General features: G+C 60.3%; 14 protein-coding genes. 3 read left to right on the top strand and 11 right to left on the bottom strand.

The window, feature by feature from the left end:
- Positions 1 to 71: 71 nt before the first annotated feature.
- From RMET_RS21930 to RMET_RS21900, 6 genes are all read right to left on the bottom strand, one after another.
- Positions 72 to 1,262 carry a hypothetical protein gene (locus RMET_RS21930; RefSeq protein ID WP_029309782.1) on the bottom strand — a complete coding sequence of 397 codons (1,191 nt, stop codon included), beginning with the start codon at positions 1,260 to 1,262 and terminating at the stop codon, positions 72 to 74.
- 467 nt (positions 1,263 to 1,729) lie between these two features.
- Positions 1,730 to 2,164 (bottom strand): lysozyme inhibitor LprI family protein, encoded by a 435-nt coding sequence (locus RMET_RS21920; RefSeq protein WP_011518736.1) that lies wholly within the window; start codon positions 2,162 to 2,164, stop codon positions 1,730 to 1,732.
- Positions 2,165 to 2,495: 331 nt separating this feature from the next.
- Positions 2,496 to 3,377 (bottom strand): LysR family transcriptional regulator, encoded by an 882-nt coding sequence (locus RMET_RS21915; RefSeq protein WP_231138560.1) that lies wholly within the window; start codon positions 3,375 to 3,377, stop codon positions 2,496 to 2,498.
- A gap of 94 nt (positions 3,378 to 3,471) precedes the next feature.
- Positions 3,472 to 4,269 (bottom strand): Crp/Fnr family transcriptional regulator, encoded by a 798-nt coding sequence (locus RMET_RS31825; RefSeq protein WP_160171727.1) that lies wholly within the window; start codon positions 4,267 to 4,269, stop codon positions 3,472 to 3,474.
- Between the two features lie 86 nt (positions 4,270 to 4,355).
- The gene (locus tag RMET_RS21905; protein ID WP_011518732.1) at positions 4,356 to 5,348 is read right to left on the bottom strand and encodes a Bug family tripartite tricarboxylate transporter substrate binding protein; all 993 of its coding nucleotides are present in this window, start codon (positions 5,346 to 5,348) and stop codon (positions 4,356 to 4,358) included.
- Between the two features lie 33 nt (positions 5,349 to 5,381).
- Positions 5,382 to 6,254 carry an alpha/beta fold hydrolase gene (locus RMET_RS21900; protein ID WP_011518731.1) on the bottom strand — a complete coding sequence of 291 codons (873 nt, stop codon included), beginning with the start codon at positions 6,252 to 6,254 and terminating at the stop codon, positions 5,382 to 5,384.
- 183 nt (positions 6,255 to 6,437) lie between these two features.
- On the opposite strand from RMET_RS21900, the gene acnA reads away from it, so the two are divergent.
- The 3 genes from acnA (at position 6,438) to RMET_RS21885 (ending at position 12,716) form a co-directional block, all read left to right on the top strand.
- Complete coding sequence (gene acnA, locus RMET_RS21895; RefSeq protein WP_011518730.1) at positions 6,438 to 9,092, top strand: aconitate hydratase AcnA; 2,655 nt, start codon at positions 6,438 to 6,440, stop codon at positions 9,090 to 9,092.
- A 214-nt stretch (positions 9,093 to 9,306) separates the two neighbouring features.
- The gene (locus RMET_RS21890) at positions 9,307 to 10,377 is read left to right on the top strand and encodes a porin (RefSeq protein ID WP_152560180.1); all 1,071 of its coding nucleotides are present in this window, start codon (positions 9,307 to 9,309) and stop codon (positions 10,375 to 10,377) included.
- Between the two features lie 1,277 nt (positions 10,378 to 11,654).
- Positions 11,655 to 12,716: an EAL domain-containing protein gene (locus tag RMET_RS21885; RefSeq protein WP_011518727.1), complete on the top strand. Its 1,062-nt coding sequence runs from the start codon at positions 11,655 to 11,657 to the stop codon at positions 12,714 to 12,716.
- A gap of 662 nt (positions 12,717 to 13,378) precedes the next feature.
- Here RMET_RS21885 and RMET_RS21880 read toward each other — a convergent pair.
- The 5 genes from RMET_RS21880 to RMET_RS21860 all read right to left on the bottom strand — a co-directional run bounded on the left by RMET_RS21880 (position 13,379) and on the right by RMET_RS21860 (position 17,783).
- A complete protein-coding gene (locus tag RMET_RS21880) occupies positions 13,379 to 13,753 on the bottom strand; it encodes a hypothetical protein (RefSeq protein ID WP_011518726.1) in 375 nt (124 codons plus the stop codon).
- 326 nt (positions 13,754 to 14,079) lie between these two features.
- Positions 14,080 to 14,727, bottom strand: coding sequence for a response regulator transcription factor (locus RMET_RS21875; RefSeq protein WP_011518725.1), 648 nt, complete (start codon positions 14,725 to 14,727; stop codon positions 14,080 to 14,082).
- A gap of 257 nt (positions 14,728 to 14,984) precedes the next feature.
- Positions 14,985 to 15,923 (bottom strand): hydroxyacid dehydrogenase, encoded by a 939-nt coding sequence (locus tag RMET_RS21870; RefSeq protein ID WP_011518724.1) that lies wholly within the window; start codon positions 15,921 to 15,923, stop codon positions 14,985 to 14,987.
- A gap of 2 nt (positions 15,924 to 15,925) precedes the next feature.
- Entirely contained in the window at positions 15,926 to 16,624 is a 699-nt protein-coding gene (locus tag RMET_RS21865) for an RraA family protein (RefSeq protein WP_011518723.1), read from the bottom strand.
- 154 nt (positions 16,625 to 16,778) lie between these two features.
- Positions 16,779 to 17,783 (bottom strand): Bug family tripartite tricarboxylate transporter substrate binding protein, encoded by a 1,005-nt coding sequence (locus tag RMET_RS21860; protein ID WP_029310078.1) that lies wholly within the window; start codon positions 17,781 to 17,783, stop codon positions 16,779 to 16,781.
- Positions 17,784 to 18,063: the final 280 nt, after the last annotated feature.

Raw genomic sequence — 18,063 nt, 5'->3', positions numbered from 1 at the left:
CTGATCATGGCAGCGCGCATGACAACGCCCAGGATGCCGCGGCTACGAGTCTGCATCACGTACGTAGCCGATCAGTAAGAGCGAACACCCGGAGCCGCAAGGCTCTCAATCCTCATTACGCCACGCATCCAGCCACGCGCGACGAATGCCACACCAGCGAAGATCACACCGAATACCAATGAGAAGGCCAGCATCAGGCCTATCCCCGGCCCGGATCGACGGTCAGGAAGTGACGGCCCCGATGTGAAGCGCGTATTCACGAGGTACTTCGTCTGCAGTGTCTCCGCCAGCAGATCGATCCCGTTGACCACTTCGCGCACCCGATCATCGTCAAGGCGTACGTCCTTGAAAGTCTCCGCGCGCAAGTCCTTGAAGTCCTTAAACAACTCCTCTCCTGATTTCACGGAGGGGTTGATCTTCTCCGCCCCCACATAGAACTTAAGCCGCAGATCGTTTTGCGCTGCATCGCGCTCCAGCGACACAAGGGTATTGCGAATATCTGCAATGCTCGATTCCACACCCACAAGCTGCATCACAGGAGACAGATAGCGCGAGCCATCCGTGTTGGACGACAGTAGCTGGCGCGATTCGTACTTCGAGGCCTCGGGATACTTCGCCGCAATCTCCTTAAGCGCGTTGAGCTTGCGAGTCGCCTCTTCAAGCTCAGCGCGTTTGCCGATCAGCTTGTTATCGAGTTTCTGCTTCTCTGCCCTGACTTCCCCGGCGCGCTGGTGAATGACGTCAAGCAGTCCCTGACGAAGCATTGCATCCCTGAGGTAGTCACCCATCAACCTCACACGCGCTGCGGCAGATTCTGGCGATGCCCCGCGAAAGGAAATGGTGAAACCAAGGATACTGGAATCAAGCGGAGCCTTCATATCGGCGAGCAACCTGAGATCCTCCTTCGTATAGGCCATAACAACCTTGACCCACTTGGTCATGAGTTGCGGGCCCGTGACATCCGTCAGATACTGCGCGTCTGGGGTGCCAGTCAGCTTGTTGGCCCGGAGATAGCGCCGAAAGCTGTCCTTGTCCTCGAAGGACGAACGCTGAATATTGAACTCCGTCAGGGGCCTGCTAGCTCGCAGAAAGCCTTCACTCTGGTAGGGGCGAAGGAAGTAGAATATCAAGGCAAACAGTACCAACGATGCCATGGACATCGTTAATAAAAACGGCTTCCTGTTTGCTCCCAACCAGCGCACGACCGATCTCGTCAGCGCCGCCCAATCCAAGCCCTGACCAAGTCCCTCCCTCCGATCCATCGCGGCAAAACTCCTATTCTATTTCTTCGCAGAAACTCAGACCTCTGGGTATGAGCGGATAACGTGGCCATGGCACAGCTAGAAAATTAGCCGTGGGTAAGGAGACCCGAATTGGCATTATTAGCTTTGCAAACAGGAAGTTCCGTAGGACGCGGCCTAAAATGTGCGATGAAATCAGCTGGCGTTGTCACGTTGGCGGAGTTTGGCTGCCATAGGATGCGGGGGGGATGAGACGCCGCCTCATGCCTCAGACGGCTTTTAGGTGAGTTCGGTGAACTCACGCCACGCCGAGATGCGGGCCGCGAGGTCTTTGCAGTAAAGCGAATTGCGCAGCAGATGCCGCATGAGGGCGAAACGCCTATGGATCGGCCAGAAGCTCGAGAAGTCGGGGCTGAAAGGCCTCTCGCGGAATCCGGCGTACGCACAATGGAGTTTGGGATGCCATTCTGCGACAGCGCCACTCACCATTAGCGCCCCCCGGACTCGCCCTGCAGTTGCTTGATCCGCGTGAGATTCATCTCGATCGTCGCTTTGTACGAGGCAAGGCCACCGCCATTTCCGGAACCGTAGGAGGCCACCACGCGATTGCTTTCCGCGGTTCGAAACGCACGGTATGCGCGCTCAGCCTTGTCGAAGGCCATGACGGGTTGCAACGACCGACTGCCTTCGCTTTCGCGCTCTAGATCAACCATTGCAGCGCGCGCCTTTTTCTCGGCCGCGACAAGTTCGACCTCCGATTGCCTTACCGCTGCCGGATAGCATTCGCGTTGCTCAGCATTCGTTTCTTTGGCTGCACACTGCTTGTATAGGGTTTCAGCAGTTGTTCCAGCCAGCGCCGTCTGAGTGCACATGGCAGCGAACACGAACCCTGCCGCAACCTGATGGAGTACATTGGTCTTCAATTATTTCCCCTTCATGGTTGTTGAAGAAATCGGCCTACGTCTTGACGTATGGACACGAAGGTCCCCGAGAGGTTCTCACTGATTCCCGCCTTCCATAGGACCCCACCGTGAGAGACACCACGCTCACACAGCAGCTCGTCGCTGTCATGCAGGCCAAAAATTAACCGAAAATACCAGCGCACCGCGCAGCTGACGACCACAGCGCACGTTCATGGATAACCGCCCTACGGATGATCGAACGAGCCAAGCCTTGGCCCCGCACATCACACATGGACCAAGGTTGGCTGTATCTCGCGGTGGTGCAGGATATGTACTCGCCTAGGGTGGTGGCTCAGCGATTCGCAACCAGCGCGTGTTCGAGCAACATATCCGCCATCGGCGCCGCTGCGGGACTCAGGGATCTGCTGCGCAGGGAAAGAATGCCAAGTTCACGGTGAACCTTGGGCCCTGTCAGCGGCACGAAGACGAGATCCCGGGCATTGGATGGCACGCCGAGCGAAGGCAGTATGGTCACGCCAAGCCCTTCTTCAAGCATCGCAATCAGCGACAGCATGTTCGAGACGAACAGATGGCTGCCTGCCAACAGCTCCATTTCCGGTACGCCCTCGATCTGCTTGTGCGCCACAGTCCCGATCATCGGCAGGCTGGCGATCTCACTCCATCGCACCGTGCGTCGGTTCGCAAGTGGGTGATCAACACGGCAAACCAGTCCGAAGCTGTCCTTGATCAATGACTGGAACCGCAGCCGCGTGTCGTTGCCGACACGGCTGCAGAGGCCAAAGTCCACCTCGCCAGCCAGAACCATCGCCTGGATATTACGAGAATGATCATCGAGCACCCGAATCTCGATCTTCGGGTAGCGCTCGATATAGCGGCGGATAAGCTCCGGAAGCCACTGGGTAGCAATGGTAGGCACCGAGGCAATGGCTAGCGTCCCCTCCTCCCTGTCCGCTAGTCGCTGCATCGCGCCAACCGCGCGATCGAAGTGATCGATCAGGTCTCGCGCGTACGGCAGACAGGCTGCGCCAAGCTGTGTGACATCCGCGCGGCCCGGCTCGAACAGCGCGCCGCCCAGGCGTTGTTCAAGCTCCTTGATGGACCGCGACAGTGCCGGCTGCGACCGGAACGCTTCGCCCGCCGCGGGGCGGAATCCGCCATGTTCCACGACCAGCAGAAAATGGCGCAACTGATTGATGGTCACACTGGACGTCATTGGCATGTCTCGCACGGGCTGATGCCCCCGATGCATCAGTTATGCGACTATTATGCACGCCGCGTCTTCTTCGGCGTGGCATTTCCGAATACCATCAGTACGGACCGCCGCCCTCCCCGGCAACGTCCGTCCTGAGCCGCGCCATGTCCAGGATCAGTATGTGAGAGTACGAAATCTGGATAAGCGATTCCGCTTCCATGCGTTTTAGTTCCTGGTTCACCTTCGGCCGGGACCAGCCCACCAGATCCGAGAATTCCGCTTGGCTCATGCGCAGCGTGAGCGAGACCCCTTCTTGACGCGGTATGCCATAGTCAGCGGCGAGCATCAGCAGGACCTCGGCGCACCGTTGCCGGAGTGTCAGCAGCAGCAGGCCCGCACGGTCCGACAGGCACTGGCGCGAACGTGCACACAAGACCTGGATGAAGGCGCGCTGCAACTCGGCGTCGGTCGACATGGCAGTCTCGACCAGCGACTTGTTCAGCCAGCAAACCGTTAGGTCCGTGTGCGCCACGAAGTCCTTGGACGCCATGCCGCCATCCAGAAATGGCACGAGATTGAACAGTTGGCCTGAAGCCATATAGGCGGAGGTCATGCGCTTGCCGTTGCAAGCATGAACCCCCGCTTGCAGGATGCCTGATAGCACGATGCCCAGGCGCCTGACCGGGTCACCGCGTCGCACCACGATTGCGTGCCGCTTCATATGCCGGACGACGCCACCCCTCGCGAAGGCTTGCACCGTTGATGGCTGGCAGGCTGCAGCCCAGGCCGCCTGGCGCAGCACGGCGCCGATCAGCAGGCTAGTATCCGGGCCAGGAGTGACCGGCACTGCGTCGGCGTGAGGCCGCAGCACCGGTGGTATATGGGCCCGGCACTCAGGTATTTCCGTGCTCATGGCTACGGCCATCTGCTCAATCTTTGGTGAGTTGCCGATGCGGGGGCGGCACGTGTGGTGCCTCCCGCCAGCATCGTCGGCTGAGTCTATTCCGGTTCGATACCGGCGGCTTTGGTCCATTCGGCCCAGCGCGAGCGGTCCGCCACCATGTGAGCACGCAAGGCCTCAGGTGTCATCGTCCTGGGCGCCATACCCTGCCGCTCCAGCGCGGTCCGTATTGCCGGTTCACTGATCGCGTCGGAGACCAGCGTACTCATTCGCTTAACCACGTCTTCCGGCGTGCCTGCCGGTGCAGTCAGGCCGAGCCATCCCTGTACCTCGAATCCTTGCAGGCTCTCCGCGACAGTCGGGACACTAGCCAACTGCGGCATGCGTTGCGAGGACGTGACGGCGATCGGTGCGAGCATCGGGTTTTGCAGCGCAGGGGCGGCAGACAGCGAATCGAGAAAGGCGAACTGGATCTGCCCACCAAGCATGTCGGTGATGATCTGCGTGATGTTCCGGTAAGGCGCACCTGCGTAATCCAGCCCGGCGCGCACGCGCAGCAGCTCTGGCGGGACACGCGACGAGGAACTGTAATAGCCGTAGGTCATGTTGCCTGGATGGGCTTTTGCATAGCGAATCAGTTCAGGCAGCGACTTGAAAGGACTATTCTTCGGCACCACCAGGATGGTGCCGAACGTGCCGAACATGCCGACCGGCGCAAAGTCCTTGATAGGATCGTAGGGCAGGTTCCGGTACAGACTGACGTTGGCCGCATGTGTCGAGTTGGATGCGATCAGGAAGGTATAGCCGTCGGCCGGCGCGCTCTTCGCCGCCTCGGTGCCAATGATGCCGCCAGCGCCCGGACGATTCTCCACCACGACGGCAGCGTTCGCGGGCAGGCGCTTCTGCAGGAAGGCCGAGAAGGTCCGCGCGACAAAATCCGCTGCACCTCCAGCGGCCGAAGGCACGATCAATCGGATCGGGCGATTCGGCCACGCGTTCGCCTGCGCCGTTGCCGTGCCCGACATCATGCCAGTCGCCATGGCCGTCGCGGCCAGGGCCAGCCGCAGCGTCGATCGTCTCGTCTTGTTCATTGTGTTCTCCTCGCTAAGTCTGTTGTATTCGATTCAGCCGGTGATCCCGGTCAGTCGCACCAGCGTGTTCAAGGCCTCGTGGTATGCCTGCGGGTCGTCGACCATGGGGGTATGCCCACCGTCAATCCAAACGAGTGCCGATCGGGGGATGCCGTCCGCAAGCTCTTGCGCAAAGCTCATGGCGCGACGCTGGTCATGTCGCCCGTGCGCGATCACGGCCGGGCAGGCGATTTCGCTAAGCCGTTTCCGCACGTCGATCTGGCGCAGCGTGATCACCGCCTCAAGAAACGCTTCGCGGTTGATGTGCACCATGTACTCACGCATCTTCTGCCACAGCTCCACCGGAGGCGGGCACTGGAAACAACTGAGCAGAAACGCATCGCTGGCCTCTTCGGTCCATGCGTTGCGCACCCGGTCCGGCAGGTTCGCATCGCCATGTCCTGCCGTATGTGCGCCGGTATTCGACAACAGCAGGCCATTCACCTTGTGCCCGGCTTTCAATGTGGTCAGCAGCGCGAACATCCCGCCCAGGGAATGACCGGCGAGCAAGGTGGGGCCTTTGCGCTCCTGCAGCACGCGTGCGAGTCGGGTCGTCAGGCTCTCAAGATCCCAGGGGCCGGGCCAACTGGCCCAATCGACTCCATGGACCTGCAAGGCATCGTGCTTGACGTAATCGAAGATGGCTGGCGAGCATCCACCTCCGGGCAGGCCCAGCAACAACGCGCCCGGATGCCCCAGCACATGTCCCGGAAGCAAGTCCGTCGAAGATTCGGTGAAGTTGGTGTTCTGTTGCATATCGACATCGTATGCGGCTGTCGACGTATCAGGAAACGCATAATTTGCATTCAATGATGCGTTAATCGCATCACCTCGAACTGTGGGCGGAGCAGAGGTGCCAGTGGACATCGGAGCTGCATCCTTCCACGCTTGCGGCAGCGTCCGGCGGATCGTTGCGCATGGGCTGCGCTTTGACGGCAGTCCTACTAGATCGTCAAGACTGTTCCAAATTGCCTTGAGACGCTTGTTGAACCTCCTTATCGTGGCGGCACGCTTACAGTAGTGCCGGCGGACGGCGCAAGGAACGTCAACGTGTCCATCAGAGAGACTGCGCTCAAGGCGCTTGAACCGGTTGAATCCCGTGCCCCAGTGCACTCTGGCACGCATATCTACAGCATTGCCTCCGCAACTGCGGGCGGTGCGGAGGCCATCGCCAGACTGCCGTACTGCCTGCGCGTGCTGGCCGAGAATGTGTTGCGCCACATCGGGACCAACGACGTGGAAGAGGCGGACTTCTGCCGCTTGCTTGCCTGGCACCCGAGTTCTGGCGATGTGATCCCCGTACCGTTCCATCCTGCTCGTGTGCTGATGCAGGACTACACGGGGATTCCAGCGTTAGTTGACCTGGCAGCGTTGCGCGATGCGATAGCTGATCTTGGCCAGCCCGCCACGCGGATCAACCCACGGATTCCTGTCGATCTCGTCATTGATCATTCGCTCATCGTGGACCAGGCAGGTCACCCGGGGGCGCTGACCTACAATCTTGGCCGCGAATTCGAGCGCAACACGGAGCGTTACCGGCTGGCGAAATGGGCCACCGCGGCACTGAGCAATGTGCGCGTCGTACCGCCTGGCAATGGAATACTGCACCAGATCAACCTTGAGCATATCGCCGGGGTCGTCTGTACTCAGCAAGCGGGCTTACATGTTGTCGCCTTTGCCGACACGATGGTCGGCACTGACAGCCATAGCACCATGGTCAACGGCATCGGCGTGCTCGGCTGGGGCGTGGGTGGCATTGAAGCCGAAGCGGCAATGCTCGGGCTACCAATGACTGTGCCGCTGCGCCGCGTTGTGGGTGTTCGCCTCAGCGGCAGTCTGCAGGCCGGCGTGACGGCCACCGACCTCGTCCTCACGCTCACGCAGCGCTTGCGCGCATTCAACGTGGTCGATACCCTGGTCGAGTTCTTCGGGCCGTCGCTCGCGGCGCTTGCCGTGACGGACCGCGCCACGATTGCCAACATGGCACCCGAGTACGGTTCCACCGCAGCTTTCTTCCCGATCGACGCGGAAACCCTGCGTTACCTGGCAGCAAGCGGCCGGGATGCTGCGCAGGTGGCACTTGTCGAAGCCTATGCCAGGGCGCAAGGCCTGTGGCGTTCGGCTGACGCGAGGGAACCCGAGTACAGCAGCGTGCTCGAGTTCGACCTGTCGAGCGTCCGTCCGTGTGCCGCGGGTCCGAAACGCCCTCAGGACCGTGTCGAACTGGACGCCATCGGCGACAGCTTTCGCGCGGCCTTTCCGTCGGCAGCCCCTGCGCGGGAAACGCTTTCCGACGGCGCCGTGGCGATTGCCGCTATCACGAGCTGCACAAACACCTCCAATCCCGCGGTCATGATTGCCGCAGGCCTGCTGGCACGCAAGGCCCGCGCACGCGGACTGCAAGCGCGCCCATGGACCAAGACGTCGTTGACGCCGGGTTCACGCGTGGTCGGCGCGTATCTGGAAGCCAGCGGCTTGCAGGCGGACCTGGACGCGCTGGGCTTTCACGTTGCCGGCTATGGTTGCGCCACCTGTGGCGGGAACTCGGGCCAGCTCGATGAGGCGGTCGAGCAGCAGATTCGAGACGAGAACATCGTCGTCACTGCGGTGTTGTCCGGCAACCGCAACTTCGAGGCGCGCATTCATCCGATGGCCCGCGCCAACTACCTGATGTCACCACCGCTCGTTGTCGCCTATGCGCTCGCCGGCAACATTCAGGTTGATCTGACGCGTGAGTCGCTGGGCAACGGTAACGACGGCCAGCCGGTCTACCTCCACGAGATTTGGCCGACGGACGCAGAGGTGCAGAACGTTCTCAGAACCGTCTTGACCCCTGACCTGTTCGAGACCCAGTACAGCCAGCTGTTCGACGGTAGTCCCGCATGGCGCGCACTTGAAGCGCCATCATCGGCGCTGTTCCCGTGGGACTCCAGCAGTACGTACATCCGCAAGCCACCGTTCCTCGATCACTGCGACGGCAGTGCCACCGCGCCTGTGGAAGATATCGTGGACGCACGAATCCTGCTGATGCTCGGCGACAGCACGACCACCGACCACATTTCGCCCGTCGGCAACATCCCAGCCGACAGCCCGGCTGGCTTGTACCTGCGCGACCACGGCGTCAAGCCCGTCGATTTCAATGCATATGGTTCCCGGCGCGCCAACCACGAGGTCATGGTACGCGGCACCTTTGCCAACATCCGACTCAGTAACGAGCTGGTCCCTGGCGTGCTCGGCGGCCAGACGAAGTGCCTGCCGGGAGGCGAGATCATGCCAATCCATGACGCAGCGACAAGGTATGCGGCGCAGGGCGTGCCTCTGTTGATCATCGCCGGCCGCGAGTACGGTACGGGTTCGTCACGGGACTGGGCCGCCAAAGGTACGAACTTGCTTGGCGTGCGTGCAGTCATTGCCGAGAGCTTCGAGCGCATCCATCGCTCCAACCTGCTCATGATGGGTGTGCTACCGCTCGAGTTTCCATCCGGTGTCACGCGCAAAACCCTGGGCCTCGACGGCACGGAGACGTTCGGCATTGAAGCGATCGACGAGCAAGCGCGCCCGGGTGCAACCGTACGGGCCACCCTACGCCGCGCTGACGGGTCTTCCGTCGTGTTGGAGCTCGATTGCCGGATTGACACGGCAAACGAGTTCAAGGTCTGGCGTGCTGGCGGAATGATGCGCTTCGTGCTGCACCAGCTGTCATAAGCGCCGACGGCAGTCGGCGGGCTCCAGCAGTCTTCCTGCGCAATGCCTTGACCGAGCCATCCCGTTTGGCAAGGCGAGCCCATTGATCTTCTGTTTCGCGGCGAATGCATAAGTTTCGTTGACATCTGTTCGGAAAGCAGCGCTCCGTTCTATGCAACGTCACTTAACAAGTCAATCCATTCGCAATGTTTGTTTGTATAAGCCAATACCCAATATGGAGGAGAAAGTGAAGTTGAAGAGAAAAAGCCTGGTTGTCGCCACAGTCAGTGCTATGTTCGCAGCGAGCGCCCAGGCACAGAGCAGTGTGACGTTGTACGGTGTCGCCGACGCAGGCATCGAGTACGTCAGCCATGCGGGTCTGGACGGCACAGGTTCCGCCTATCGCGTTTCGTCCGATAACACCTCAGGGTCACGCTGGGGTCTGCGGGGCAAGGAGGATCTGGGCGGCGGACTGAGTGCCGTCTTCGTGCTCGAAAGTGGCTTCAGCATTGACACGGGTACCATGGCACAAGGTGGTCGATTGTTTGGCCGCCAGGCTTTCGTTGGTATCTCCAGCCACCTGGGCCAGATCACACTTGGCCGCCAGAACAATACTCTTTTTGATCTGTTTGCCGGGCTCGATCCGCTGCGCTACGCCACCTACTCGCTGCTTTCGCAGGATGCCCAGTTCGCAGGCCGTCCCGACAACAGTGTCAAGTACACCGGAAACTTTGGCGCGCTGACCATCACGGGCCTGTACAGCGCAGGATACGATTCGAACATCGCTAACGGCACCGAGGTTCCCGGTTCCCCACGGGTAGGCCAGGAGATGGGCGCAGGCGCATCCTATACGTCTGGAAACCTTGGCATGGCGATAGCTTATGACCAGCGCCGTGGCACCTCGGTGCTGAATGCGAGCGCTGTCGAGCGTCGCTACGTGGCTAGCTTGATCTACACCACCGGCCCCTTCTCGGCCGTTGCCGGATATCGGTACCTGCAGGGAGGCCTGACGCCGACGACCGGCATTCGGTCAAACTTGTACTGGGTAGGCGGTGGATACGCGATCACGCCTGCTTTGAGGCTGAACCTTGGCGTGTACTACACGGATCGCCGCGATTCCCCAAGCGATTCGGCGAGCTATGTGCTGCAGACCCAGTACGCGTTTTCCAAGCGAACGGATCTGTATGTGAACGCTTCGTACATGAACAACAAGGGCAAGTCGAACCTCGGCGTTGTCACATCGACGACGGTTGCACCTGGTGTCAGCCAGACCGGCATTGTGGCTGGTGTCAGACATATTTTCTGACGCCGGATAGGCGACGGGTTCGATTGATCACTTGTCCGCGATTGTTGAGGGATCGCGGACGTTTTGACGAGCATCGCCAGGGCTTCGGTGGTCGGCGTGAAATCCAATGCCCCGGGCGCCGTTGAGCACCGCGCACCTGTTCCAAGGTGCGGATTCTTGATTCTTCCAAGCTGATGATCATCCACAGATGATCAATGGTCTCCCTGGCTATCCAGCCGCCCGCCGGCAGTCAACCCGATCGGTCCTTGGCAGCTTGAGGCTCATCGTCCGCTGAAAATGCGCCAGAAATCCCCCCATTTCGGCACCTTCATGCCCAGGTGCCATTGAACAGCGCTGATGCACTACAGGAACTGAAACCGTACTGAGATTCGGCGCAGGCCTATAAGCTCACTGCATTCCCAGAGCCCCTGCCAATCGAATCCGGGCAGCGTCCTGCGGCACAGCGCTACCTCGAGCGCATCCGTCAACTCAAGCACAGCACCGCTTGCCCTCGTTGCGGACCACGCCCCTGCGCGTGCGGACCATTGCAACGACCTGGAAACGGCTTCCGTTTCCGGGCTGCGCCGTCCAGATTGATCACAGAAGATGGCATGCGAGCATGTCGATGAAGTCTGAGCAACGGGTGGAGATCGCGGCGTATACGCTGGCTTCGCGCGAAAGCCTGGGCTCCTCCCGGCATCTTCCAAAGTTTAGGCGTTGGCTTATAGATCCGTAGTCGGTGCTAGCGGAAAGTGGCGTAGGACGAGCGCGAGTACAAAGTGACTTTATTCTGGACTCGACATCGCGTAGTGGCTATCCACGTTGGTGCCGTTCTTGCCGCAACAGGTCTTGCAAAGAGCAATCTTGCCGGCGGACTGCTATGTCACGATGGCCGATAGAGTTCTCGCGCAGGTGGCCGCGGCGTCCGCAGCGGTGGCCTGCGAGGGTCCCTGTTCCGATACCAACCGGGATCTGCATTTCGAGCCCACTCGCGGCGCATTGTCCGATGCCCACATTCTCGTTCTCTGGGATACCTGCGGTGATCGGAGATTGCCCATACGCCGAACACTGCCGCTAAGGCCGACATCCATCGCTTTCCCCGACTATTCCATGAATCTGGTATTCCCTTCGGTACAGCTGCTCTCCTTATGTCCTCGTAGATGCGCACCAAAAGGTGTCATCCTCGCGCACAGCGCTTATCCGGGCCAGCTGGTTTCGACCGAGCATCGGGCCATGCCCCGGTCGATCAAGGTGATGTTTGACCTTGCACTTGAGCGCGGCTCCGCGTCTTCGATGTCGTGACCACCCCGCCACCGTACATCGCCCGCAATCGGGTGACTGCATTGCTGCAAGACGGCGGGCTTGAAATGCACTACCAGCCCATCGTCGGGCTCAAATCGGGCAATGTCATCAAGGTCGAGGCATTGGCTCGCCTTCGCGACGGCAACTGTCTGCTGATGCCGGGCGAGTTCTTGCCCGCCCTGTCAGGTGAAACGCTTCTTGAGCTTTATTCGAAGGGCCTGGAGCAGGCATTGCGACAGCGCACCGCATGGGTGCGCCAGGGAGTGACACTCGGGCTCTCTGTCAACCTGCCGCCTGAGGCGCTGGGCGATGACCGCTACTACGAAGCGACGTGCGCAGCGCTGGTCGCGAGCCGGTGTCCGCCTGGCACGTTAACGCTCGAATTGCTTGAGAGCGGCGAGGTGCCGGAGGGGAGCATTGCCATCGCGATGCGGAAGTTCAAGGCGCTGGGAGTTCAACTGGCGGAAGATGACCTCGGTGCCGGCTACAGCAGCCTGACGAGGCTGCGTCAGTTTCCGTTCGACTGGATTAAGCTGGACCGCGGGATCGTCAGACTTGCTGACGGTGACAAGACCGAAGCGCTGCGTTTCATTTTTCTACTGACGCGCCTCGGACACGGGCTTGGCAAGCAGGTCGTGGTGGAGGGTGTGGAGTCCGCCGATTTGCTGGAGGCAGTCCGGTTGCTCGGCGTCGACGCCGCGCAAGGCTATGGTATCGCCCGCCCCATGCCGGCCGGCGATGTTATGCCGTGGTTGCGCAAGCAAACTGAACGACGCGATTCCGGCCATCCGAGTACGTCGCTGGGCAGGCAGGCTTGCCTGCTCATGTTCGAGGAGCAGCTACACCTGATGGCAGGGAGCGTGTCGCGTGGCAACGAACAGCCTCATAGGCGTATGGCATTGCAAGTTGATAACCTGAAAGCAGAACTGGATGCCATCTCCGATCCCAACAGTGACTGCGCGCGAGAGGCGAAGGCACTGCTTCATGCAGCGATATCACAGGGCATCAATAGCCCTGAGTATCGTCAGGCGCGCCGGGATCTGGTGGCAATGATATGAAGGTTGGCTTTCAGATGCCGGATAAAGGCGGCGCGGAATAGGATGGAGACCACGACACGCTCTGTCGTCCTTCAGCGTCTTGATCACGCAGCGCAAGGCTGTACGTTGACCCGCGCTATGGTCAAGCCTGCCCAGGCACCCTGCTTGGCGACGTAGAGCTCATGCGTACGATCGCCAAGGGGCTCTTGCCACCCTCCCCCCCTTATCGCGATAGAACCGCCAAACGTTCCAGTAAGGGAGTTTGATCGATGGAGGGAAAAAAAACCCAAGTCGCGGGGAGCGGCTTGGGGTGCGGGAATTTCGGTTTTAGGGGTCAACCACAACCGAACGGGGTAGCCAACGAGAGATCGTTGACTACGGCATCGAAGATACTCGGTGTAGTCCTGGACTTCTATAGGCCAAGCCCTAAAGAGCGTAGCGTTGCGCTTGGCATCTTCCTGATGCGACGTCTGTCGACGCACCACCGCACGATGACGCGAAATAGGACTAACTGCCTAAAGACGGCGCTTGTCGCGCACCCGGTTATGCGACTCTGGAATCGAAGGGTGCCGGGGTCGGCGCTGGATGGGGTGCAACTAGACACTGCACGGAATCTCTCTCCAGTACCCGGTAGGCACAAAGCACCTTACGAACCCCGGGGCGGCCGATTGCCCCCCAACTAGCTACCTCAGTGCGGGCAGCCAGATACGTGGCTCCTTGTCACTGATGCTCATCAGCCCCAACTGAAGCTGATCGGCAACACGCGAGGCATGGTGTTCGGCCAGTTGCTGAACATCGTCGGGCACCGTCACGCCCGCAACGTCGCTGGCGAAAGCATAGTGACCGTGCAGCGAACATTTTGGATTGCCGGTATTCCTTGACGGCGTGAATACGGCGCTCATCTCTCGAAACCACTGTCGCAGTACCGGACTGCAGCTGCCGGCATCGCTATACCTGGTTGCCACCGACGTTCCGGCTGGCAAGCATTTGCGGCCCAGGAATCGCGCTAGCGACGCCGGGTCAACGGCAGCGTCGAAGGCGACCAGTTCAACAGACATGGCGCACTATCCAAAGTGAATGATCTGAAGGTATTTTGCTGCCCAAAATATCCGCCACGCCATAGGCTAAGGCTGATAGCAAACAAGGAAGACATAACGATGTCGAATGCGCCTCCCAGCGAATGAAAGGAACTCTCCAGTTCAGAGGCTGCGGCAAGAGCCGGCATCAAAATGCCTTGATGAGGTTCCTGCTTTCATCGCGCCAACGGAAGGGCGAAGTCATGGCTGCTTGCCTCTCGCTTACTAAGCCGGAGCCGCGAGCACACCAGCTGACCGAGATGCCAATGTGTAACGTCTTAGGCTGTTCTGCGCGATAAGCAGGCCTGCTACGGCTCGTCTGAGTCCGCCGAGGCAAGATAGCGGCCGAGCTCCATATCATGCGTCAGCCCGAGCTTTGCCATGGCAGCGCACTTCTGCACGCTGATGGTTTTCCTGCTTCGGTTAAAACGCGCCGCGATTTCTCTGAGCGAGAGCCCCTGCGCGAGCAGGCGCAATACCTCTCGCTCACGCGGGCTTAGTCGCTGCAGCGCAGCTTGTGGCGTGCCTCCGTCGTCCTGGTCGAGGAGATGCGCCAGCGAGGCCGGAGCAACGAACTTCCTGCCCGCAAGGACAACGCGGCAAGCCTCGGCAACGTCCCGAGTACCGCAGGTTTTCGAGACGAAGGCGGAGGCACCCGCGGCTATCATGTCGCGGACGGCCGGCGGCGAGGCGTTCATAGAGAACACGATCACGGCTACATCGGGACGCATACGCTTGATGCGTCCGATGAGTTGCAGCCCGTCACCCGCTTCGTTGAGGGAGAAGTCGGTGATGACAATACCCACTTCTGGATCGTTCAGCGCATTGAGGATCTCATTGACACTGGAGGCAGTGACCACCTCCGAGAACTGTCCTATGCGGGCAAGTTCACTGCGGAGGGCAATCACAATGATGGGGTGATCATCGCAGACCAGTACTTTGGGGGCTTGGTTCATTCGTGACCCCGCGTTCGAGGCATTGGGCAGTGTGGTCAAACAAATTTAGGCAAGGAGCCGCTGCATCGCTCCGCGACCCGTGCCAGGCACTTGCCATTTCATGCCAGGTTCAGCGTAACCAACCAGCACGCGCATACCCTGTTAGGGAACGTGATGGATTAGCACCTTGCGGCCGGCAGGTGCCAGCATCGGAGAATGATCCCAGCGCCTCGTGTAGCGTCGGCTACAGTCAGGTCAGCAAACTCCGTACCCCGAAGTCAGCCATCTGCCGTGACGCTGCCCAGCACAGCCAGCACATTCGTTGCCGCGCCTACGCCCATGCTCACGTAGGCCGCATCGCTGACGCCGCCAATGTGCGGCGTCAGGATGGCGTTCGGGATCTGCTGGAGCGGATGCGGGGCGGTCATCGGCTCGACCGCGAAGCTGTCCAGGCCAGCCGCATAGAGCATGCCGTTCGTGAGGGCCTCGGCCAATGCCGGTTCGTCGACCAGGCCACCGCGTGCGGTATTAATCAGGATCGCGCCGTTCTTGAATAGGCCCAGCGTCTCGCGATGCAGCATGCCGCGATTGCTCTCCGTCAGCGGGCAATGCAGCGACACCACATCCGCATTCCGGTAGATATCGTGCAGATCGTTGACTAGCTCGACGCCATCCGGCGCTGCATTCGCATAGGGGTCGAATGCGATCACGCGCATACCCAACACCACACCGGTCACCGCTACGCGGCGACCGATTTCGCCAAGACCGACGATACCCAGCGTGCGGCCGTTCAGTTCGATGCTCTTATGGATCGATTTGTCCCAATAGCCCTCACGCATGCGGTCGTTCAGATGCGGCACGGACTTGGCACAGGCCAGAATCAGCGCCCAAGCGTGCTCAGCAACGGCGGCGGCATTGGCACCAACCGCGGCCTTCACTGCGATGCCGCGTTCGGCTGCGGCCTTCTGGTCGATTACGTCGATACCGCTGCCATGCTTCGAGATCACCTTCAGCGACGGCGCAGCATCCATGATGCTGGCGCCGATCCTGCCATAGCGCACGATGATGGCAACAGGATCGGTCTCCTTTGCCAGTGCCAGCAAGACGTCTTCGGTACACGATTTGCCGGCGAAACGAACCTCGAAGTCCTTGAGCAGTTCGAGTGCCTGGGGTGCCAGATCATTGCCCGTGACCAGCACCACCGGTTGCTTCTTCACGCTCACAGCGATTCGCCTTCGGCCAGCACGCCAGCTGCACGCAGTTCCTTGTCGAGCCAGCCCGGTCGCAGATCGCCAGCCTTGATGGCAGCGATGCGCTTGGCTTCGGCATCGACCTTTTTCTGCGCCAGTTCCAGAATCACGGGTACCTCTTCGCGCGGGATCACGACCACGCCGTCAGCATCGCCAACGATAAGATCGCCCGGATTGACCGCAACGCCAGCCACCGAGGCCGGCCAGTTCACCAGGCCACCGATAGCCTTCGTGGGGCCGCACGGGTTGGTGCCGGCCGAGAACACCGGGAATTGGCCATGGGCCAGTTCGTGCGAGTCGCGCACTGCGGCGTCGATCACGAAGCCCGCCACACCTGAGGCCTGTGCCTGCGTGGCCATGATTTCGCCACACAGCGCTGCCGTCTGATCACCCTTGCCATCCACTACGATGACATCGCCAGGTTTGGCGATAGCCAGGCCCACATGAAACATCAGGTTGTCACCGGGACGCACCTCGATGGTCAGCGCAGGACCGCACACCTTCATGGTGGACGACAGGCCCTGCACGCGCGCGTTCAGCGTGCCGCGACGGCCGACCACGTCGGCCAGGATGGCGGCCTGGAACTTTGATGCCCGCTCAACCAACTCAGGCGAGACGCGAACAAAGTCGCGACGAATCGCGGAGGACAATTTGGCTTGGGTGCTCATGGACGACTCCAGTATGACGGGACAAACAAAGGGATATGACTAAAGCGGAATACTTCGTGGATGCCGCGGGCTGACTCTTGGCAATGCCCTGCCAGTTGTTCCTCCGCCCAACCCTGCGTCGGACAACAACGGGCCGGCACCACACACAGTAGGATCAGTCCAAGCTCGCGCCCGAGTTCTTGACTATCCGGCCCCAGCGCACGATCTCGGTCTTCAGCAATTGGCTGAACTGCTCAGGGCTGCCGCCGAGCACGTCACCGCCTTCTGAACGCAGCCGTTCTGCCACGTCGGGTTGCTTCAGCGCCTCGTTAATTGCCAGGTTGAGTTTCTGCACGATAGGCGCCGGCGTGCCGGCAGGCGCCAGGATGCCGAACCAAGAGATAGCGTCAAGATCCTTGTAGCCCGATTCGGCCAGTGTCGGCGTATCAGGCAACTGATGGGAGCGCTTAGCCGATGTGACCACGATGGCGCGCATATTGCCGTTACGCACATGGCTCAGCAGCGTAGGAATAGATGACATGTACAGATCGACTTGGCCGCCCATCACGTCGGTCATGGCCTGCCCCGCGCCTTTGTACGGCACATGCCGCAGCTTGATGCCCGCCGCGTCTTCGGCCAATTCACCGGCCAGGTGAGCCACGGTGCCATTGCCGGAGAAGCCGAGCGTGATCGCATCAGGCGCTTTCTTGGCGGCCGCCACCACGTCGGCAAAGCTTTTGAATGGCGACGATGCCGGCGCTACCATCACGATTGGTGACGATGACACCAGGGCCACAGGAGCCAAGTCAACCAACGGCTTGTAGGGAAGCTTGGGATACAGCGTAGGGTTGATTGCCAGATTGCTGGTCTGCCCCATGACGATGGTATAGCCATCGGGCGTCGCCCTGGCAGCCGCATCCACACCCAAGTTGCCGCCCGCGCCGGGTCGGTTCTCGACGACTACATTCCAGCGGTTCTGCTCAGCGACCTTCTGTGCCACCGCACGCGCGATCATGTCGGTGCCCCCTCCGGGCGGGAACGGCACGATCAGTCGAATCGGCTTGCTGGGATAGTCGGATTGGGCAAGAGCCGAACTCACCGGAGTCGCCGCAGCTACCACTCCGGCTACGACGATGCCCACGCAGGCAGCCAAGGTACGATAAAGCGTTGAAGAACGCATGGCAGTGTCTCTTTCTCTGTTTTTTTCAAACATCGCCAGATACTGGAACCGGCCGAAGTTCGACTATAAAAAGCGAATTTGCGTAGCAATGGTGAGGCGTGTAGTGAAACTAGCTGGCCATCTCACTCGCCAATGCGGCCGCGCCTCTCCACTGCAAGAGAAAGGGGCTCCCCGAAAGCAGCCCCTTATGAATCCATCACAAATCATGGGAAAGTGTCGACATCTATCCAATACGAAACATTCGATAGATCACAGCAAGACATCCAATGGATTCGTTGAG

Origin of the sequence: Cupriavidus metallidurans CH34 (assembly GCF_000196015.1) — a bacterium.
GTDB lineage: Bacteria > Pseudomonadota > Gammaproteobacteria > Burkholderiales > Burkholderiaceae > Cupriavidus > Cupriavidus metallidurans.
The sequence above is the reverse complement of the archived record's forward strand: the minus strand, read 5'-3'. Positions and strand labels throughout refer to the sequence as shown.

Coding starts and splice junctions, on each gene's coding strand:
- RMET_RS21930 (WP_029309782.1), bottom strand. CDS start 1,262: ATGGATCGGAGGGAGGGACTTGGTCAGGGCTTGGATTGGGCGGCGCTG.
- RMET_RS21915 (WP_231138560.1), bottom strand. CDS start 3,377: ATGACGTCCAGTGTGACCATCAATCAGTTGCGCCATTTTCTGCTGGTC.
- RMET_RS31825 (WP_160171727.1), bottom strand. CDS start 4,269: ATGAGCACGGAAATACCTGAGTGCCGGGCCCATATACCACCGGTGCTG.
- RMET_RS21905 (WP_011518732.1), bottom strand. CDS start 5,348: ATGAACAAGACGAGACGATCGACGCTGCGGCTGGCCCTGGCCGCGACG.
- RMET_RS21900 (WP_011518731.1), bottom strand. CDS start 6,254: ATGTCCACTGGCACCTCTGCTCCGCCCACAGTTCGAGGTGATGCGATT.
- RMET_RS21890 (WP_152560180.1), top strand. CDS start 9,307: ATGGAGGAGAAAGTGAAGTTGAAGAGAAAAAGCCTGGTTGTCGCCACA.
- RMET_RS21880 (WP_011518726.1), bottom strand. CDS start 13,753: ATGTCTGTTGAACTGGTCGCCTTCGACGCTGCCGTTGACCCGGCGTCG.
- RMET_RS21875 (WP_011518725.1), bottom strand. CDS start 14,727: ATGAACCAAGCCCCCAAAGTACTGGTCTGCGATGATCACCCCATCATT.
- RMET_RS21865 (WP_011518723.1), bottom strand. CDS start 16,624: ATGAGCACCCAAGCCAAATTGTCCTCCGCGATTCGTCGCGACTTTGTT.
- RMET_RS21860 (WP_029310078.1), bottom strand. CDS start 17,783: ATGCGTTCTTCAACGCTTTATCGTACCTTGGCTGCCTGCGTGGGCATC.